Origin of the sequence: Pseudooceanicola sp. (genome assembly GCF_041987405.1) — a bacterium.
Taxonomy (GTDB): Bacteria; Pseudomonadota; Alphaproteobacteria; order Rhodobacterales; family Rhodobacteraceae; genus Pseudooceanicola.
The window spans coordinates 50,197-67,579 of sequence record NZ_JBHIWR010000005.1 but is presented as its reverse complement, the minus strand read 5'-3'; the positions used below and the strand labels follow the sequence as shown (position 1 = coordinate 67,579).

Below are 17,383 nucleotides of genomic sequence, written 5' to 3'. Positions count from 1 at the left end.
TGCCGGATTTTTGCCCGCCATGCCAAGCCAACACGACGAAAATATGGCAAAAAGCCCGTCAACCTCTGCGGATAGCCGGGCCATTCAAACAAGCGTTGCGCCAATACGTCAGTTGCCGACCCTGACCACACCCGCGAGCCTGCCCGCGACAACGGCGATGATCGCGACGGGGAAAGAGAGGAGCGCGCCTAGCTTCGCCGCATCCTGCACCGGTCCGGCATCGAAGGCGACGGAGGCGATGAAGAGCGAGACGGTAAAGCCGATCGCGGCGACACAGCCGATCACGAAGAGATCGACAATTCGCATCCCCGCAGGCAGGCCGAACTTGAACGCGCGCGCCCCCAGCCATCCCATCAGCAGCACGCCGAAGGGTTTGCCGATGAGGAGGCCGGCTAGTACCAGCCATGTGGCATCCCCGATCGCGGTGACCTCCACCCCCGCATTGAGCAGACCGAAGAGGAACAGCACCACCTCAACCGGGTGTTTCAGCGCGTGTTCGATATGGTTCAGCAGATCGGTGAGATACTGCTCCGCCTCCGCAAAGAGGCCGAAAGCCCGGTCCGCATGGGGGATCGTCGGCACGATCGGCAGCAGGCCGAGCGCGGGCTGGATCCCCGCTTCCTGAAAGCCGTACCAGGAGGCGCAGGCGGCCAGGAGATAGGGCCAGAAGGACAGTTTCTGCCGCACCCAGGTCGAATTCGGCCGGTCCTGATTGCCAGTGTCCAGCCTGCGCGGCAGCCAGTTCGCCAGGGCAAAGACAGCGACGGCAGCAGCCAGCGACAGCAGCAGCCATTCCGGCGCCAGCTCTGCCGAGGGATAGAAGATCGCGAGGATGATCAGCCCGGCCGCGTCATCCGCGATGGCCAGCAGCAGCAGGAACCGCACCGCCGGGTGTCCGGCACCAAAGACGATCCGTCCGACCAGATAGGAAAACGCGACATCCGTCGCCGTCGGGATGGCCCAGCCATTGGCCACGGCGGAATAGGTCTCCGACCCCATGAGCGTGGCGAGGCCCAGATAGACTGCCACCGGCCCCAGCATCCCGCCCAGGGTGGCAACCAGCGGGGTGGCAGCCTTGCGCCCCCTCAGTGCCCCCTGCTTGAGGATCACCGCCTCCCACACTTCCTTCGCCGCGATGGCAAAGAACAGGGCCATGAGCACATCGTTCACAAGGTAGTGCAGCGTCAGCGTCCGGTGGCCGTCATCCAGATGTCCGATCGGCGCGTGTTCCCAGATGACGAAGTGTACGAAGGCACGATAACTCTCGGCGTTCAGGTTGGCCCAGATCAGCGCCATCACCGCACCGAGGATCAGCAAAAGCGAGTAGTTTGTCAGAAAATTCCAGACGCGATACATGCGGCCCTCACCCCGTTCGTGCAGGATGGATTAGGGCATATGTTTCCGTGTCACAACCTGCGATTGGGTGGCTGGTCTGGCCCGGCGATGGACACCGCCGTGCAGTGGTGATCGGCCTGGCGCGCGGTCGCGCCAGACTGGCACTCGCGTACGAAAAAGGGCGGCATCCCTGACGCCGCCCTCATGGGCCTTGCACGCCGGACCTCAGATAACCCCGGCCACCGCGCCCCAGGCGAAGCCGGCCATCAGCGCGCCGATCACGGCCAGCCCGATGTAGGCCGCAAAGACCCGCGGCTTCACCAGCGCCCAGACCGCCACCGCCGCCGGGATGCAGGTCATGCCGCCCGCGATGATGAAGGACATGGCCGCGCCCTGCGTCATTCCCTGCTCGATCAGCCCGGAGACCAGCGGTACTGCCGCATAGCCGTTCAGATAGGCCGGAGCGCCGACGAGGGCCCCGAGGATGACCGGCATCGGGCCGGTGCCGCCCAGAACCCCGGCAATCCACTCCGCCGGTACATAGGTGATCATCACCCATTCCAACGCATAGGCGAGGGTCAGCCATTTCAGCAGGAAGACCGCGTTCTCGAGCGTGGCCTTGCGAAAGGTCTCGCGCCGTTCCGGATCGGCGCGGAAATCCCACACCGGCTTGCCCGAAAACGGCTGCTTCACGCCGCAGCACCCGCCGACCTGCGGTTTCTCCCTGAGCGGGTCCGCGAAGATCGGCGAGGATTTGGCAAGCATCGTCAGCAGGCCGCCGCCCAGCCCGATCAGCACCGCCGCCAGCGTCTTGGCAATCGCGAAGTTCAGTCCGAGCGTGCCGGCCGTGATCAGGAACATCGGGGGGTCCATGATGGGGGAGGCCAGCCAGAAGGCCATCACCGCCGACAGCGGCACGCCAAGCGCCAGCATGGCGGCGACAAAGGGAATGACCTCGCAGGAGCAGAAGGGAGAGACGCCGCCGACCAGCGCGGCCATGACGATCATCCGGGTCTCGCGCCCGGTGAAGGCTTTCGCGATGACGGTCTCTGCCCCGCTCGCTTTCAGATATCCGATGGAGAGCACGGCAAACGCGATCATCGGCGCGGTGTTCAGCAGGGCACGCAGGGTTGTCGTGACGCTGTCGCCCAATCGGTCCGGCACGAACAACGCGATTGCCGCAAAGATCACGCCGGTTGCGAGCCAGGCCTTGTCGATCTTCTTCCAGATCGGGCCAAGCCCGCCTCCGGCCGGTTCGTGCGTATGTGTGTCAGCCATGCTCATGTCCCTCCGCCACGCAAGTTGCATCCGCGCAGCATTCTTTCAGCAGGAAGCCCGCCAGGGCCTCCAGTTCCTCATAGGCGACCGCGGCACAGATGATGCTGCGGCCCTGTTTTTCCTGTGTCACCAGCCCCGCCTGGGCGAGGATCTTCATGTGGTGCGTCAGGGTCGATCCGGTGACGCCCGACCGCGCGCCCAGCTCCCCGATGCTCAGCCCCTCGGGCCCGGCCCGGACAAGAGTGCCCAGGACCGTGAGGCGCTGTTCGCTCCCCAGGGCGGCAAAGGTGGAGGCAGCGCGTTCGAGGCGCAGATCTGTATCTGGAGTCATTTTCATGATTCTAGAAATATCGAAGCTTTGGCGCGTCGGCAAGGGATATTTCGAGAGGTGTGAAAATGCAGGCGGGGGAGGGCGTGACGCGGGGGCGGGGACTGAATAGCGAGAGGCCCCGGCGCGGGGGCCGGGCGTGGTATGGGGAGAAGTCCCCGCGCGGGGGAGTGGTTGAACGGAAAGCGGCCCCGGCTCAAGGCCGGGGCACGACACGTCCCGGCCTCGAGCCGGGACCGCCCAACCCATTAGCAACGGCCCGCGCCGGGACCGCGCAACACATGAGTAACGGCCCGCGCCAAGACCCCGCAACACACGACCACCGCCCGTCCCGGCCCCCGCGCCGGGACCTCTTCCCGCCAATCCGAGCCTCCGAATCCCGCGCCCCCCTTTACCCGACCTCGCGACGGTGCATCATCACCCCATGACCGACCTGCCCGCCGACATCAGCGCCTGCCGCCTCTGCGCCGACCGTTTCGCGGCGACCGCCACGCGCCACCGCCCGCGGCCCGTGCCCTGGTTCCGCCCGACCGCGCGGCTGTTGATCGCCGGTCAGGCCCCCGGTCTTCAGGTGCATGAAAAGGGCCGCCCCTTCGATGACCGCTCCGGCGACCGGCTGCGCGACTGGATGGGGATCGACCGCGACACCTTCTACGACCTCACCCGTATTGCCGTGATCCCCATGGCCTTCTGCTTTCCCGGCTACGACGCCAAGGGATCGGACCTGCCGCCCCCGAGAATCTGCGCCGAAACATGGCACGACCGCGTCTTCGCCACCCTTCCGGACATCCGCCTGCGCCTGCTGATCGGCGCTCATGCGCAGCGCTGGCACCTGGGCGCAAAAGGCCCGATGACCGAAACCGTCCGCGCCTTCCGCGACCATCTGCCGGGCACCATCCCCTTGCCTCATCCCTCCTGGCGCAATACCGGATGGCTGAAGAGGAACCCCTGGTTCGAAACCGATCTGCTGCCCGTCCTGCGCACCCGTGTGGCCGAGGCCCTGAATGATTGAGGCACCATGACCGAGACAACCGCCCTCGATACCGCCCATGCGGCGATGGAGGCCGCGCCTGAGAATGACACCGCGCGCCTGCGTTTCTACGAACGCCTGGCCGACAGCGAGCTGTTCCTGATGCTTAAGGAAGAGCCGCGCGACGACGAAATCTCGCCCGATCTGTTCGACCTGCCCGAGGCGACCTTTGCCCTCGTCTTCGACCGCGAAGAACGGCTGTCGGCCTTTGCCGAGCGCCCGGTGCCCTATGTCGCGCTGTCGGGACGCGCGCTGGCGGGGATGCTGGCGGGGCAGGGGATCGGCCTGGGCCTGAACCTGGAGGTCGCGCCGTCGGCGATCCTGATTCCGCCCCCGGCGGTCGACTGGCTGGCCGCGACGCTGGCCGACGCCCCGGCGGAGGTCGAAGAGAAGATTGCCGAATTCACCGCCCCCCGGGCGCTGCCGGAGGATCTGTTGTCGGCCCTCGATCAGAAGCTCGCCTTGGCGGCGGGCCTCGCGCGCAGCGCCTACCTCGTCGGGACGACCTCGGAAAGCGGGGCGAAGGGGCATCTGTTGGCCTTCATTGATGCGAAAGAGGGGGCGGAAGCCGCCTTGGCCAAGGCCACGGGCGAGGCGCTGACCTTTTCGGGGCTGGAGGCCGGGGTGCTGGATGTGGGGTTCTTTGCCGCCCATGACGCGGCCGCGGCGGCGCTGGCCCGCCACGGGCTGCGTTTTGACCTGCCCGAACCGGAGCAGCCCAAGCGGACCGAGAGGATTGCGCCCGGCAGCGACCCCGACAAGCCGCCGATCCTGCGGTGAGGCGGGGCAGGGGCGCTGCCCCTCGGCCCCCGAAGTATTTCTGACCGGAAGGCGCCGGGAGATATTGAGCGCGGAGGCGGGGGAGGGTAGGGTCCTCACAGGCCCGGCTCGGGCCTCCGCCCTCCGTTCGGGAAGCAGCTGTCCTGCAGAGCGTTACCAACTGAACCTGACTTTTCGGGCTTTGCATAAGGGGGGATTGCATCGACGGCCCGGCGGGAAGGATCAGACATGCATCTCACCACCCCCCTCTATCGCCTCAAGCGGCAGGCAAAGCGTCTGGCCCGTCAGGACGCGATCCCCTTGCATCAGGCGCTGGACCGCACCGCCGCCGGGATCGGGTTCCGCAGCTGGAGCCACCTTTCCGCCGCCGCCACCGCAACCAGCCCGGCGGCGCAGCTGTTGACCCGGCTCAGCCCCGGCGACATGGTGCTCATGGCCGCCCGGCCCGGACAGGGCAAGACGCTTCTGGCACTGGAAATGGCCGCCCGTGCTGGAGAGATCGGACGTGCGGGGGCGGTCTTCAGTCTGGACTACCACGAGGCAGAGGTGACCGCGCGCCTGGCGGAGCTGGGGGTGGCGAAGGCCGCCCCGATCCATCTCGACACCTCGGATGAGATAGACGCGGATCACATCATCCGCTGGCTGGCCGGGACGGATGGCAAGGTGGTTCTGGCGGTCGACTACATGCAACTGCTGGATCAACGGCGCAGCACGCCGGCCCTGCAACCCCAGGTCACGGCCCTGCGCCGAGCGGTGAAAGACCATGGCGCGATATGTCTGATGCTGTCCCAGGTCCATCGCGCCTTTGATCTCAGCGTCAAGGCCATGCCGGGGCCGGCAGATATCCGCCTGCCCAATCCCCTGGACCTGGGTCTCTTTGACCGGTGCTGCTTCCTGCACGATGGCCGGATCACCCTGGACGGCCCGAATACCGGTTAAGGTCACGCCGGGGTTCACCTGCACGCCCGCCTCTGCCGCCGCATCCCTCTTGCCCTTTCCGCCTGTGCGACATACCCCGTCTTCATGAAACTGCTTTTCCTGGGTGATATCGTCGGCCGGTCCGGTCGCAATGCCGTTGCCGAAAACCTTCCTGCGCTGCGCAAGGCCTGGAAGCTCGACTTTGTCGTGGTCAATGGCGAGAACGCTACCAATGGCGCGGGCCTGTCGCCGGACCATGCGAAAAAGCTGCTGGAGGCCGGTGTCGATGTGCTGACCCTGGGCGACCATGCCTTCGATCAGAAGGACATGATGTCCTTCATCGACAGCGAACCGCGCATCATCCGCCCGATCAACTTCGCCCGCTCCGCCCCGGGACGCGGGTATCGGATCTTTGACGCTCCGGGCGGGCGCAAGGTTCTGGTGGCGCAGGTGCTGGGGCAGGTCTTCATGTCGCGGCCCTATGACGATCCGTTTTCGGCCATTGAGACGGTGCTGAAATCCCATCCCCCGGGCGGGCTGGTTCAGGCCTCCATAATCGACGTGCATTGCGAGGCCACGTCGGAGAAGATGGCCATGGGCCACTGGTGCGATGGCAAGGCCTCGCTCGTGGTGGGTACCCATACCCATGTTGCCACGGCGGATGCGCAGATCCTGCCCGGCGGCACGGCACATATGTCCGACGCGGGGATGTGCGGCGACTACAACTCCGTCATCGGAATGGACAAGGCGGAGCCGCTCCGCCGTTTTGTCACCGGCATGTCCAAGGGGCGCTTCACACCGGCCGATGGCGAAGCGACCCTGTCGGGCATCTATGTCGAAACCGATGATCGCACCGGCCTTGCCACGCGGGTCGAGATGGTGCGCCAGGGCGGCCGCCTCTCGCAATCCGGCCCGGCCCCGGTGCCCGAGATCGGCAAGGGCTGAGCGATGCAGCGGGCGCTGCTCCTGGGGGCGGCGCTCCTGGTGATCGGGGCGGGCTGGGCGCTGACCATTCCGCTGGCCAAGATCGCCGTCTCCACCGGCTACCAACCGATAGGCCTGATCTTCTGGCAGACCGTGATCGGCACCGCGCTTCTGGGCCTGATCCTGACGTTGAACGGCAAACGCTTCCGCCCCAGTCGCGCGCAATGGGTCATCGCGCTGATAATTGCGCTAACCGGCACGCTGCTGCCCAATGCCTTTTCCTACCGCGCGGCGGCCCATCTGCCTGCGGGGGTGATCGCGCTGTTGCTCTCGCTCGTGCCGATGATGGCCTTTCCCATGGCGCTGGCCATGGGCACCGACCGTTTCGCGCCCGCCCGCCTTCTGGGCCTCGCTTTGGGTCTGGCCGCAACCCTGCTGATCGTCCTGCCGGAGGCCAGCCTGCCGGACCGCGCCATGCTGATCTTCGTCCCCGTCGCGCTGGTCGCCCCGGCGTTCTATGCGTTGGAGGGCAACCTGGTCGCCCGCCTCGGCACCGCGGGCATGGATGCGGTGCAGACGCTCTGCCTCGCCTCGCTGATCGGGGCGGTTATCTCGCTGCCGCTAGCACTCTCCTCCGGCCAGTTCATCCTGCCGCGCACGATCGGCGCGCCCGAGGCGGCGCTGATTACGTCAGCCGCCGTGCATGCGCTGGTCTATTCCGGCTATGTCTGGATGGTCGGCCGGGCAGGCCCGGTCTTTGCGGTGCAGGTCAGTTACCTCGTCACCATCTTCGGCATGGTCTGGTCCATGGTCCTGCTGGACGAACGCTATGCGCCCGCGATCTGGGCATCGCTTGCGCTGATGCTGGCCGGAATGGCACTGGTGCAGCCGCGCGACCCCGATGAGACAACGCCGCCCTTGCCGGGAGTGCCCCCGGACGCCTAGATAGGCGCCGGCGCGGGCAACGACTCTCCCGCCGGGGACAGGAGCGATCAGGTGATCCAGCTACTCGGACTTTCGCAGACCGGTTCGGCCGTTCTGACCCTTGCCGTCGTCGGGGCGATGTTCCTCCTCTTCGTGCGCGAGGTCTACCCGACGGAGGTCGTGGCCATCGCCGGGGTGGCCGTCCTGCTGGTGCTGGGCCTGTTGCCCTACGAGGCCGCGTTGCCGGTCCTGGCCAACCCCGCGCCCTGGACCATCGCCGCGATGTTCATCGTTATGGGCGCGCTGGTGCGCACCGGGGCGCTGGACGCCTTCACCCAGATGGCAACCCGCCGCACGCATCGACCCAAGTTGGCGATTGCCGCGCTGATGGCCTTTGTCATCGTCGCCTCCGCCATCGTCGCCAACACCCCCGTCGTGGTCGTGATGATCCCGGTCTTCGTGCAACTGGCGCGCAGCCTCGGCATCAACGCCTCACGCCTGCTGATCCCGCTGTCCTATGCGGCGATCATGGGCGGCACGCTGACCTTGATCGGCACCTCGACCAACCTGCTGGTGGATGGTGTGGCCCAGGCCCGGGGCCTGCCGGCTTTCTCGATCTTCGAGGTCACACCGATCGGCCTGGTCGTTGTGCTCTGGGGGATGACTTACCTTTATGTCGTGGGCCGCTGGCTGCTGCCCGACCGGGACAGCATGGCCGACATGCTGTCGGACCGCTCGCGGATGAAGTTCTTCACCGAGGCGGTCATCCCCCCCGAATCCAACCTCGTCGGGCGTGAGGTCCTTTCCGTCCAGCTCTTCAAACGGGAGGGCGTGCGCCTGATCGACGTGGTGCGCGGCGATGTCTCGCTGCGCCGCAACCTCAAGGACGTGGTGCTGCAGGTCGGCGATATCGTGGTGCTGCGCAGCCAGATCACCGAACTGCTGAGCCTGCAGGCCACTAAGAGCCTGAAACGCGTCGACCAGATCTCCGCCGTGGAAACCACCACGGTCGAGGCGCTGATCGCCCCCGGCTGTCGCATGGTAGGGCGGCAGCTCGGCTCGCTCCGCCTGCGGCGCCGTTACGGGGTCTACGTGCTGGCCGTGCACCGCCGGAACCAGAACATCGGCCGTCAACTGGACGAAACCGTGGTCCGCGTCGGCGACACCCTGCTGCTGGAAGGCGCGCCGGAGGACATCCGCCGCCTGTCGGCCGAGATGGAGATGGTCGACGTGACCCAGCCCGCCGCCCGCGCCTTCCGCCGGGGCCATGCGCCGATCGCCATCGTCGCGCTGATCGCCATCGTCGCCCTGGCGGGCCTGGGCGTCGCGCCGATCTTCCTGATGACTTTCTTGGCTGTGGCGGTTGTCCTGCTGACCCGATGCATCGACGCGGACGAGGCCTTCTCCTTCGTCGAGGGGCGGCTGCTGGCCATGATCTTTGCCATGCTTGCCGTCGGCGCGGCGTTGGAGCACTCCGGTGCGGTGGAGCTGATCGTCAACGCCATCGCCCCGCTGTTGATGGGCCTCTCGCCCTTCTTCATCGTCTGGGCGATCTATCTGCTGACCTCGGTCCTGACGGAACTTGTCTCCAACAACGCCGTTGCCGTCGTGGTCACCCCGATTGCCATCGGTCTGGCCCAGGCCGCCGGCATCGACCCCCGGCCCCTGGTCGTCGCGGTCATGGTGGCCGCCTCCGCCAGTTTCGCGACGCCGATCGGCTATCAGACCAACATGATGGTCTATGGCCCCGGCGGCTATCGCTTCACCGACTTCATGAAGATCGGCATTCCGCTGAACCTCTCCATGGGGTTGATCGTCTCTGCCGTGATCCCGCTGATCTGGCCGATGTGACACCTGCCACCGCCGGAGGGCGCTGCCCTCCGGACCTCCCGGGATATTTCGGGCAAAGAGAAACAAGGGCGCGGGTTTTTTTGTCGGCACTTTCCCGGGGAGAGGCGCGCGCCGCCCGGGGCGGAGCCTAGAGCGGGACAGCAGAATGGAAAACGCCGGACCCCTGGCCCGGCGTTTCGGATTTCAGAAAGGCGAAGGCGGTCAGAGCTGCGCCATGACCTCGTCGCTGGCCTCGAAATTGGTCGTGACCCGCTGGACGTCGTCATCGTCCTCCAGCGCATCGACCAGCTTCATCAGCTTCTGCATGCTCTCCAGGTCCAGTTCCGTCGTCGTGGTCGGCTTCCAGATCAGCTTGGTCGACTCCGACTCGCCCAGCTCCGCCTCCAGCGCGGAGGAGACCTCGTTCAGATCGGTGTCGGCGCAGTAGATGAAATGCCCGTCCTCGGAGCTTTCGACATCTTCGGCCCCGGCCTCGATCGCCGCCATCATCACCGTATCTGCATCGGCCACATCCGCCGGGTAGGAGACCTCGCCCTTGCGGTCGAACATGAAGCCGACCGACCCGGTCTCGCCCAGGTTGCCGCCGTTCTTGGTGAAGGTGGACCGCACGTTGGAGGCGGTGCGGTTGCGGTTGTCGGTCATCGCCTCGACGATCACCGCCACGCCGTTAGGTCCGTAGCCCTCATAGCGGATCTCTTCGTAATCGTCGCCTTCGCCCGCCTGCGATTTCTTGATCGCGCGGTCGATCACATCCTTGGGGACGGAGTTCGACTTGGCTTCCTTCACCGCCAGGCGCAGGCGCGGGTTCTTGTCGGGGTCGGGGTCACCCATCTTGGCTGCGACGGTGATTTCCTTCGACAGCTTGGAAAACAGTTTCGACCGCGCGGCATCCTGACGGCCCTTGCGGTGCTGGATGTTTGCCCATTTTGAATGGCCGGCCATGGAGTCCCCTTCGATTGCCCGGAAATTGGTCCGCTGCTCTATAGTTCACCGGTCGGGGGGCAGGCAAGCGGGTAGCTGTTGGACCTTGTCGGCAAGGCGCGCTATCTGCCTGTGACGCCCCCCGACTTCATCATAGAAAAAGGCCCCATGCCCGCCCCGATATTCGAACAATTCGTCGTGCTCTGGGTCGTCATCGACCCGATCGGCACCATCCCCGTCTTTGTCGCCGTCACCGCGGGCATGGCCCCGGAGGCCTTGCGCCGCACCGCCTTGCAGGCTGCGGGGGTCGCCGCGCTGGTGCTGGGGTTCTTCCTGGTCCTGGGGCAGTTCCTGATCGACGCGCTCGGCATATCCCTGCCGGCCTTCCAGATCGCAGGGGGCTTGATCCTCTTTCTCTTCGCGCTGACGATGATTTTCGGCCAGCCGACCAACGGGGCGGGGGCCACCCAGGAGCGGGGCGAGGGGATGCCGGCGATCTTCCCGCTCGCCGTGCCCTCTCTGGCCTCGCCGGGGGCCATGCTCGCCATCGTGCTTTTGACGGACAACAACCGCTTTTCCGTGCCCGAGCAGGCGGTGACCGCTGCGGTCATGCTGGTGGTTCTGGCCTTTGCGCTGCTTTGCATGCTGCTGGCCGCACCGATCCTGCGGGTGATCCGGCGCAGTGGCGCCGCGATTGTCAGCCGGGTCATGGGCATGGTCCTGGCCGCCGTCGCCGTCGACAATGTGATCGAGGCCGTGCAGGTCCTGATTGCGGGCGCCTGAAACGCGCCCCTGTCCTTTGTGAAATCCCGCGTTAGATTGGCGCCATGACGACAGATCAGATCATCCTGTTTTCCATCTTCGGCGCGGTCTTTGCTCTCCTCCTCTGGGGGCGGTGGCGCTATGATATCGTGGCTTTCGGCGCGCTGATGGTGGCGGTGGTCCTGGGGGCTGTGGACCCACACGACGCCTTCGTCGGATTCGGCCATGAGGCGACGCTGATCGTGGCGCTTGTCCTGATCGTCTCGGCGGGACTGGTGCGGTCCGGGGCGGTTTACCTGATCACCCGGACACTGGTGGACAGCTCGCGCCGCCTGGGCGGCCATATCGTCCTGATGGGCGGGATCGGCGGCGTGCTTTCGGCCTTCATGAACAATGTTGCGGCCCTGGCGCTCTTGATGCCGGTCGACATCCAGACCGCGCGCAAGGCCGGACGCGCGCCGGGCCTGTCGCTCATGCCGCTGAGTTTCGCGACCATCCTGGGCGGCATGGCCACGCTGATCGGCACCCCGCCCAACATCATCATCGCGACGATCCGCAATGACAGCCTGGGCGAAAGCTATCGCATGTTCGATTTCGCCCCGGTCGGCGGGATCACGGCCATTGTCGGCCTGATCTTCGTGGCGCTGATCGGCTGGCGGCTGATCCCGGTGCGGGAGGATGCGGTGGTGCGCCAGTCCGATCTGGCCAACTATGTCGCCGAACTGACCGTGCCGGAAGGCAACAAGCAGATTGGCAAGCGCGTCGGCGAGCTGACCGAGACCGCGGACAAGGCCGATGTGGCCATCATCGGTCTGATCCGGGAGGGCAAGCGCCTTTACGGCAATGCGCGTAACAACGTGCTGCAGGAGGGCGACGCCCTGGTGCTGGAGGCCACGCCCGAAGCGTTGGACGAATTCCGGGCCGCCCTGTCGCTGAACTTTTCCGATGACCGGCGCGAAGAGCTGCTGAAGGCCGATAGTGAGGGCCTGGACATTCTGGAGCTGGTGGTCAGCCATGAGAGCCGCATCGCGGGCAAGACCGCCCAGGCCATCGGCCTGTCCTGGCGGCAGCGCGCGGTGCTGCTGGGGATCTCCCGCCAGGGGCGGCGCATCACCTCGCAGGTGCGCAAGACGGTGGCGCAGCCGGGCGACATCCTGTTGCTTCTGGTGCAGAAGGACACCGGGCCGGATGTGGCGGACTGGCTGGGCTGCCTGACCCTGGCGGACCGTGGCCTTGCGGTGACACAGGATACCAAGACCTGGGCGGCCATCGGGCTGTTTGCAGGGGCGGTCGCCCTCGCCAGTGTCGGCCTCCTGGATCTTGCCATCGCCCTCGGCCTCGTCGTGATCGCCTATGTGCTGATGCGGGTCATTCCCCTGCGGGAGCTTTACGATCACGTGGAATGGCCGGTGGTGGTGCTGCTCGGCTCCATGATCCCGCTCGGCCAGGCGCTGGAGTCATCCGGCGGCACCTCGCTGATCGCGGACTGGCTGATCTGGGTAACCGATGGCTGGCCTGCCTGGGCGATCCTGACGGCGCTGATGGTGGTCACCATGTCGCTGTCGGATGTGCTGAACAACACCGCCACGGCCATCGTCGCCGCGCCGATCGGCATCCAGATGGCGGACCGGCTGGGCGTCTCGCCGGACCCGTTCCTGATGGCTGTGGCGGTCGCGGCCTCCTCGGCCTTCCTGACCCCGATCGGACACAAGAACAATACGTTGATCCTCGGCCCGGGTGGGTACCGCTTTGGCGATTACTGGCGCATGGGGCTGCCACTGGAGATCATCGTGATCGCCGTGTCGATCCCGTCGATCCTGGTGTTCTGGCCGCTGTAGGGGCTATCCCTCCGGCCGCAGAACCTCGTCGAAGAACCCCGTCAAAGCCCGCCAGGATCGCCTGTCCGCGGAGGCCGAATAGCCGAAGCCATTGCCCACGGCGGCCTTCGGATTGGTGAAGGCGTGGCCGGTATGGCCAAATGCCAGCATCTGCCAGTCGTCGCAATGCGCGGTCAGCTCCGCCGCCAGCGCCACCTTGGCCTCGGGCGGGCAGAGGCTGTCATCCCATCCGTCGCAGATCAGCAGCGCGGGGGTCATCTTCTGCGATCCTTCGGGCGGGGCGTCATAGACCCCGTGCAGTGTCACTCCCGCATCGAACTGCGCGCCGGAGCGGGCGAGGTCGAGCACCGACTTGCCGCCGAAGCAATAGCCCATGGCGCCGATCCGCGCGCCGGTCTGCGGCACCTCCCGCAGGGTGCGCAGCGCCGCCTGCATCCGCACGGCCAGCAGGGGGCGGTTTCCCTGCAACTCCGCCATCCACTCCGCCGCCTGCGCCCGGTCCGTCGAGTGCCGCCCGTCGGAGTAGTAGTCGACGCCCAGTGCGACATAGCCCTCGGCGGCCAGTCGATCGCATGTCGCGCGGTCCATGTCCGACAGCCCGCCAAAGGCCGGGGAGACGAGGATTCCCGGAAAGGGCCCCTCCCCGTCGGGCAGGGCGAGATAGCCGATGCAGGCTGTGCCTTCGGCGTCATAGGGATATGCAGTTCCGCTCGGCATGGGGTCCTCCTTGGTTGGCGGCAGACTGACCTCTGCCGTCCGGCCGGTCAATCGCCCTCTCTCCCGCACCCGCCGATTGCGCGATTGCGCTTTGGCGATGCCGGTGAAACAGTCGCCCGACCTGAAGACGCCCCGATGACATCCGACCAAAGACGGACACGCCATGGACCTTGCCACCTTCTTTGCCGCCTTCGGGCTTGGCCTGTCCCTGATCGTCGCGATCGGGGCGCAGAATGCCTTCGTACTGCGTCAGGGCCTGCGCCGCGAACATGTGGGCGCGGTGGTGGCGGTCTGCGCCATATCCGACGCCGCGCTGATCATGGCGGGGGTGGCGGGCTTCGGCACGCTCACCGCCCGGCTCCCCTGGTTGGCGGAGGCGATGCGCTATGGCGGGGCGGCTTTCCTCTTTGCCTATGCGGCGCTGTCGGTTCGCAACGCCTGGCGGGGCGGCGAACAGCTCTCTGCCGAGGGGCAGGGGGGCTTGAGCCTGCGCGCGGCCGTGGTGACCTGCCTGCTGCTCACATGGGCCAACCCGCATGTCTACCTCGATACGCTGGCGCTGATGGGCGCAGTATCGACCGGATACGAGGACAAGCTGTCCTTCGCCCTTGGCGGCACCTGCGCCTCCGCCGTTTTCTTCACGGCGCTCGGTTATGGTGCACGATTGTTGGCCCCGATCTTCCGCCGCCCCGCCGCCTGGCGCGTGCTGGACCTGGCGATGGCGCTGGTCATGACGGCAATCGGGGTGGGGCTGATTTGGTGAGGGGGCGTGTGATCTGGCCAAGCTCGGCGCATGGGCCTGCCGGACGGACCGCGCCGCCACTCACCTGATTGCAGTCGGCAGTAGGGGGGCGGGCACCGAGGGCCTCCGCCGGTGCCGCCTCCCCCTCGCCGCAAGATCATCTGATTCTGAAGAACTTCATGATCTTGCTCTTCGTTTCCCGCGGCGGGGGAGCGCCCTTGGTCTTCTTCGTGAAGATCTTGACCGCCTTTTCACCAGCCCTCTTGTCGGCCTTCAGAAGTGCCGCAACATTCGCGACAGCCTTCTTGTCGTCGGTGTTCAGGTCGGCGAGCAGAGTGGGGTATTTCATTTTGAGAATGTGCTTTTCCAGCATGAAGGCGTGATGCTCTTTGAAGGCCGGGTCAGTCTCGTAGAACTTGCTGTCGTGTTCGCCTTTGGCCAGTTTCACGATGTATTCTTCGGCGTCGTCGTAAATCTTCTTCCATTCCTTCGATTTCCAGTCTTGTTTCTCGCCGAGGACCTTGGCTTTGGCCAACGTCGGTCCTTCGACATTGATCGCGTACTTTCCCCTCGAGGTGAAGAATATCTTATACTGCGACTTAGGATCGCGCTTGGACGCGGTCTCCTCGAGGAAGACATAGATCTCTTCGCATAATCTCTTGTCCAAAAAGTCCCTGTACAAAGGGCCGATCTTTCTGTCCTTGAGCATGGCCTTGATGCCATCGGGATAGGAGATTCCGTCGATTTTGGGCATTGGGTTTCCTTTGCGTTCCTGCGTGCGTTGACCGTTTTTCTGTTCATGTGTCGTGTCGGGCGAGAAAAAGGTTCAAAACTTTCCCAAGTTTTTTGCCGGTCCGCGCGACGCCGGAGACAACCGCGCCCTCCCCACACATCCCCCTTGCCCTTCCCCCCCGAACATGTCACCCAGAATACATGACATCAGCATTCAATTCACGGCCCGTTGAGGGCATACTCTGGACCTTCGGGGCCGGGATCCTCTTTGTCGGCGTCAATGTGCTGGTCAAATACCTCGGTCCCGTCATGCCTGCGGCCGAGATGGCCTTTCTCCGTTACGCCCTGGGCCTTGTCCTACTGGTGCCCGCCATTCGTCAGATCATGGCGATCCGGCTGACACGGCGGCAATGGCTGCTCTTCACTCTGCGGAGCGTCCTTCATGCGGTCGGGGTGGCGCTGTGGTTCTTTGCCATGGCGACGATCCCGCTGGCCGATGTGACCGCGATGAACTACCTCTCGCCCATCTATGTGACGATCGGCGCAGCACTCTTCATGGGCGAAAAGCTGGCGTTCCGCCGGATCATGGCCATCGTCGTCGCCCTGATCGGAGCGGCGATCATCCTGCGGCCGGGGTTTCGCGAAATCGGGCCGGGCCACATGGCGATGATGATTGCAGCGGTGGTTTTCGCTGGCTCCTTCCTGGTAGCCAAGTGCCTGTCGGAGGAAACCAACCCCGTGATCGTAGTTACCATGTTGTCTGTCGGGGTGACGATCGGCCTGGCGCCGATGGCCGCACCGGTCTGGGTCACGCCCGCGCCGTTCCAGATGCTGGTTCTCTTCGGGACGGCGATTTTCGCCACCGCGGGCCATTACTTGATGACCAAGGGCTTTCAGGCCGCGCCCATCACTGTTACCCAGCCGGTGACCTTCCTGCAGTTGGTGTGGGCGGTCTCCCTCGGGGCGATCCTGTTCAATGAACCGGTGGACCCCTATGTCATCGTTGGCGGCGTGATGATCATCAGCGCGATCAGCTTCATCACCTGGCGGGAGTCGGTGTTGAAACGGCGGCATATCACCCCGCCGGTGCCGCCGCAGAAAATGGATTGAGCCCGTGGTTAAGCCTGTGACGGACGACCCTCTCGCCCTCGATATCCGCAAGGGATTGCCGGAACACCTGCGGGTGCTCGCCGATCTCTATCCCCGCACGGAATGGCGGGGCCATCCGAATTTCAATGACCTCACCGCCTTCTGGCTGGAGCGGCACGCCATGTTCCGCCAGTTGAACGACCTGCTTGTGGAGGGATCGGAAAAGCGGCTTGACGGGGCCAACCCGAACTACGGCCGGGAGATGCAGCACTACACCTCCACCTATCTCAACCAGCTGCACGGGCACCACCAGATCGAGGATCACCACTACTTTCCCCAGTTCATCCCGCTGGACCGGCGGCTGGAGCGGGGATTCGAGATTCTCGACCGGGATCACCATGCTCTGGACGGGCATATCCATGCTCTGGCGGCCTCGACCAATGCCGTCCTGCAACGCATCGCCGCCGGAGAGGATGACGAGCGGGAGGCCCGCGAGCTGCTGGAGGCGCAACGGGCCTTCCGGACCTTCCTGCACCGCCACCTTGAGGATGAAGAGGACCTCGTGGTCCCCGTCATCCTCGAATATGGCGCGGCCCTGGGTTAACCGGCCTCGGCCATGGCGCGGGCGTCCTCCTCGGCCACGCGGCGCATGGAGGGGCGTTCGGAACAACGCTTGACCCAATCCTCGATCACCGGGTGACCTTCGCCCAGCCCCGGCACCCAGCCAAAGGGTGAGCTGCACAGCAGATCGGCGGCCGTGAACCTCTCGCCAAGCAGCCATGGGCCCTGTGCGAGCGTGTCTTCGAGGTGCCGGTACATTGTCTCCATATCCCGCAGCGAGTCTGCAAAGGCGGGGGCGGAGAGCTTGGAAAACCACAGCAGAATCAGCGGCTCCATCACGCCCTGGTAATAAGACAACCATGACAGATAAGCGCCGCGCCCGGCCTCACCGGGCAGGGGCCCCAGTCCGGCCTTGGGATAGGCATCCGTCAGATAGGTCATGATCGCGGCACGCTCGCGCACCTCCTCCGCCCCGTCGACGAGGAAGGGCACCTTTTTCTCGGGATGCGGGTTGGCCGGGTCGGGGCCGCCCTTGCCGCCCTGACGGGTGACGGAAACCTGGCGGATTTCGATCTCCGGCGCGTCCAGTTCGTATACGAGGGCCGCCACGGTGGAGGATCGGCTAAACGGGGCGTGGTAGAGGATGGGCATCG

The 17,383-nt window shown here is 65.6% G+C and carries 18 protein-coding genes; 11 read left to right on the top strand and 7 right to left on the bottom strand.

What is annotated here, in order from left to right; translation table 11 throughout:
* Positions 1-108: 108 nt before the first annotated feature.
* The 3 genes from ACFC2Y_RS13740 to ACFC2Y_RS13730 form a co-directional block, all read right to left on the bottom strand.
* On the bottom strand, positions 109-1,356 hold the full coding sequence (locus tag ACFC2Y_RS13740; protein ID WP_375175639.1) for a Na+/H+ antiporter NhaA: 1,248 nt from the start codon (positions 1,354-1,356) through the stop codon (positions 109-111).
* A 204-nt stretch (positions 1,357-1,560) separates the two neighbouring features.
* Positions 1,561-2,613: a permease gene (locus ACFC2Y_RS13735; RefSeq protein ID WP_375175640.1), complete on the bottom strand. Its 1,053-nt coding sequence runs from the start codon at positions 2,611-2,613 to the stop codon at positions 1,561-1,563.
* The gene (locus tag ACFC2Y_RS13730) at positions 2,606-2,950 is read right to left on the bottom strand and encodes an ArsR/SmtB family transcription factor (protein ID WP_375175641.1); all 345 of its coding nucleotides are present in this window, start codon (positions 2,948-2,950) and stop codon (positions 2,606-2,608) included. Before ACFC2Y_RS13730 ends, ACFC2Y_RS13735 begins: the two co-directional genes overlap by 8 nt.
* A gap of 415 nt (positions 2,951-3,365) precedes the next feature.
* Here ACFC2Y_RS13730 and ACFC2Y_RS13725 point away from each other — a divergent pair, with 415 nt between their 5' ends.
* The 6 genes from ACFC2Y_RS13725 to ACFC2Y_RS13700 all read left to right on the top strand — a co-directional run bounded on the left by ACFC2Y_RS13725 (position 3,366) and on the right by ACFC2Y_RS13700 (position 9,368).
* Complete coding sequence (locus ACFC2Y_RS13725; protein WP_375175642.1) at positions 3,366-3,953, top strand: uracil-DNA glycosylase family protein; 588 nt, start codon at positions 3,366-3,368, stop codon at positions 3,951-3,953.
* 6 nt (positions 3,954-3,959) lie between these two features.
* A complete protein-coding gene (locus tag ACFC2Y_RS13720; protein ID WP_375175643.1) occupies positions 3,960-4,751 on the top strand; it encodes an SseB family protein in 792 nt (263 codons plus the stop codon).
* Between the two features lie 228 nt (positions 4,752-4,979).
* A complete protein-coding gene (locus ACFC2Y_RS13715) occupies positions 4,980-5,690 on the top strand; it encodes a DNA helicase (RefSeq protein ID WP_375175644.1) in 711 nt (236 codons plus the stop codon).
* Positions 5,691-5,774: 84 nt separating this feature from the next.
* The gene (locus ACFC2Y_RS13710; protein ID WP_375175645.1) at positions 5,775-6,614 is read left to right on the top strand and encodes a TIGR00282 family metallophosphoesterase; all 840 of its coding nucleotides are present in this window, start codon (positions 5,775-5,777) and stop codon (positions 6,612-6,614) included.
* Positions 6,615-6,617: 3 nt separating this feature from the next.
* Positions 6,618-7,538 carry a DMT family transporter gene (locus tag ACFC2Y_RS13705; RefSeq protein ID WP_375175646.1) on the top strand — a complete coding sequence of 307 codons (921 nt, stop codon included), beginning with the start codon at positions 6,618-6,620 and terminating at the stop codon, positions 7,536-7,538.
* Positions 7,539-7,592: 54 nt separating this feature from the next.
* The gene (locus tag ACFC2Y_RS13700; protein ID WP_375175708.1) at positions 7,593-9,368 is read left to right on the top strand and encodes an SLC13 family permease; all 1,776 of its coding nucleotides are present in this window, start codon (positions 7,593-7,595) and stop codon (positions 9,366-9,368) included.
* 201 nt (positions 9,369-9,569) lie between these two features.
* Here ACFC2Y_RS13700 and ACFC2Y_RS13695 read toward each other — a convergent pair whose 3' ends face one another.
* Complete coding sequence (locus ACFC2Y_RS13695; RefSeq protein WP_375175647.1) at positions 9,570-10,310, bottom strand: YebC/PmpR family DNA-binding transcriptional regulator; 741 nt, start codon at positions 10,308-10,310, stop codon at positions 9,570-9,572.
* 147 nt (positions 10,311-10,457) lie between these two features.
* Between ACFC2Y_RS13695 and ACFC2Y_RS13690 the strand changes: the two genes are divergently transcribed.
* The gene (locus ACFC2Y_RS13690; protein WP_375175648.1) at positions 10,458-11,072 is read left to right on the top strand and encodes a MarC family protein; all 615 of its coding nucleotides are present in this window, start codon (positions 10,458-10,460) and stop codon (positions 11,070-11,072) included.
* Positions 11,073-11,116: 44 nt separating this feature from the next.
* Complete coding sequence (locus tag ACFC2Y_RS13685) at positions 11,117-12,889, top strand: SLC13 family permease (protein WP_375175649.1); 1,773 nt, start codon at positions 11,117-11,119, stop codon at positions 12,887-12,889.
* Between the two features lie 3 nt (positions 12,890-12,892).
* On the opposite strand, the gene ACFC2Y_RS13680 is transcribed toward ACFC2Y_RS13685, so the two are convergent.
* The gene (locus ACFC2Y_RS13680) at positions 12,893-13,606 is read right to left on the bottom strand and encodes a dienelactone hydrolase family protein (RefSeq protein ID WP_375175650.1); all 714 of its coding nucleotides are present in this window, start codon (positions 13,604-13,606) and stop codon (positions 12,893-12,895) included.
* Positions 13,607-13,769: 163 nt separating this feature from the next.
* Between ACFC2Y_RS13680 and ACFC2Y_RS13675 the strand changes: the two genes are divergently transcribed.
* Positions 13,770-14,369, top strand: a complete 600-nt coding sequence (locus ACFC2Y_RS13675) for a LysE/ArgO family amino acid transporter (protein WP_375175651.1) — start codon at positions 13,770-13,772, stop codon at positions 14,367-14,369.
* A 136-nt stretch (positions 14,370-14,505) separates the two neighbouring features.
* Here the strand turns inward: ACFC2Y_RS13675 and ACFC2Y_RS13670 are convergent, their stop codons facing one another.
* Positions 14,506-15,102, bottom strand: coding sequence for a hypothetical protein (locus ACFC2Y_RS13670; protein ID WP_375175652.1), 597 nt, complete (start codon positions 15,100-15,102; stop codon positions 14,506-14,508).
* A 179-nt stretch (positions 15,103-15,281) separates the two neighbouring features.
* Between ACFC2Y_RS13670 and ACFC2Y_RS13665 the strand changes: the two genes are divergently transcribed.
* The gene (locus tag ACFC2Y_RS13665; RefSeq protein ID WP_375175653.1) at positions 15,282-16,190 is read left to right on the top strand and encodes a DMT family transporter; all 909 of its coding nucleotides are present in this window, start codon (positions 15,282-15,284) and stop codon (positions 16,188-16,190) included.
* A gap of 16 nt (positions 16,191-16,206) precedes the next feature.
* On the top strand, positions 16,207-16,773 hold the full coding sequence (locus tag ACFC2Y_RS13660; RefSeq protein WP_375186147.1) for a hemerythrin domain-containing protein: 567 nt from the start codon (positions 16,207-16,209) through the stop codon (positions 16,771-16,773).
* Here the strand turns inward: ACFC2Y_RS13660 and ACFC2Y_RS13655 are convergent.
* Positions 16,770-17,381, bottom strand: a complete 612-nt coding sequence (locus ACFC2Y_RS13655; protein WP_375175655.1) for a glutathione S-transferase family protein — start codon at positions 17,379-17,381, stop codon at positions 16,770-16,772. The two genes, ACFC2Y_RS13660 and ACFC2Y_RS13655, sit on opposite strands and share 4 nt — an antisense overlap.
* Between the last annotated feature and the right edge of the window lie 2 nt (positions 17,382-17,383).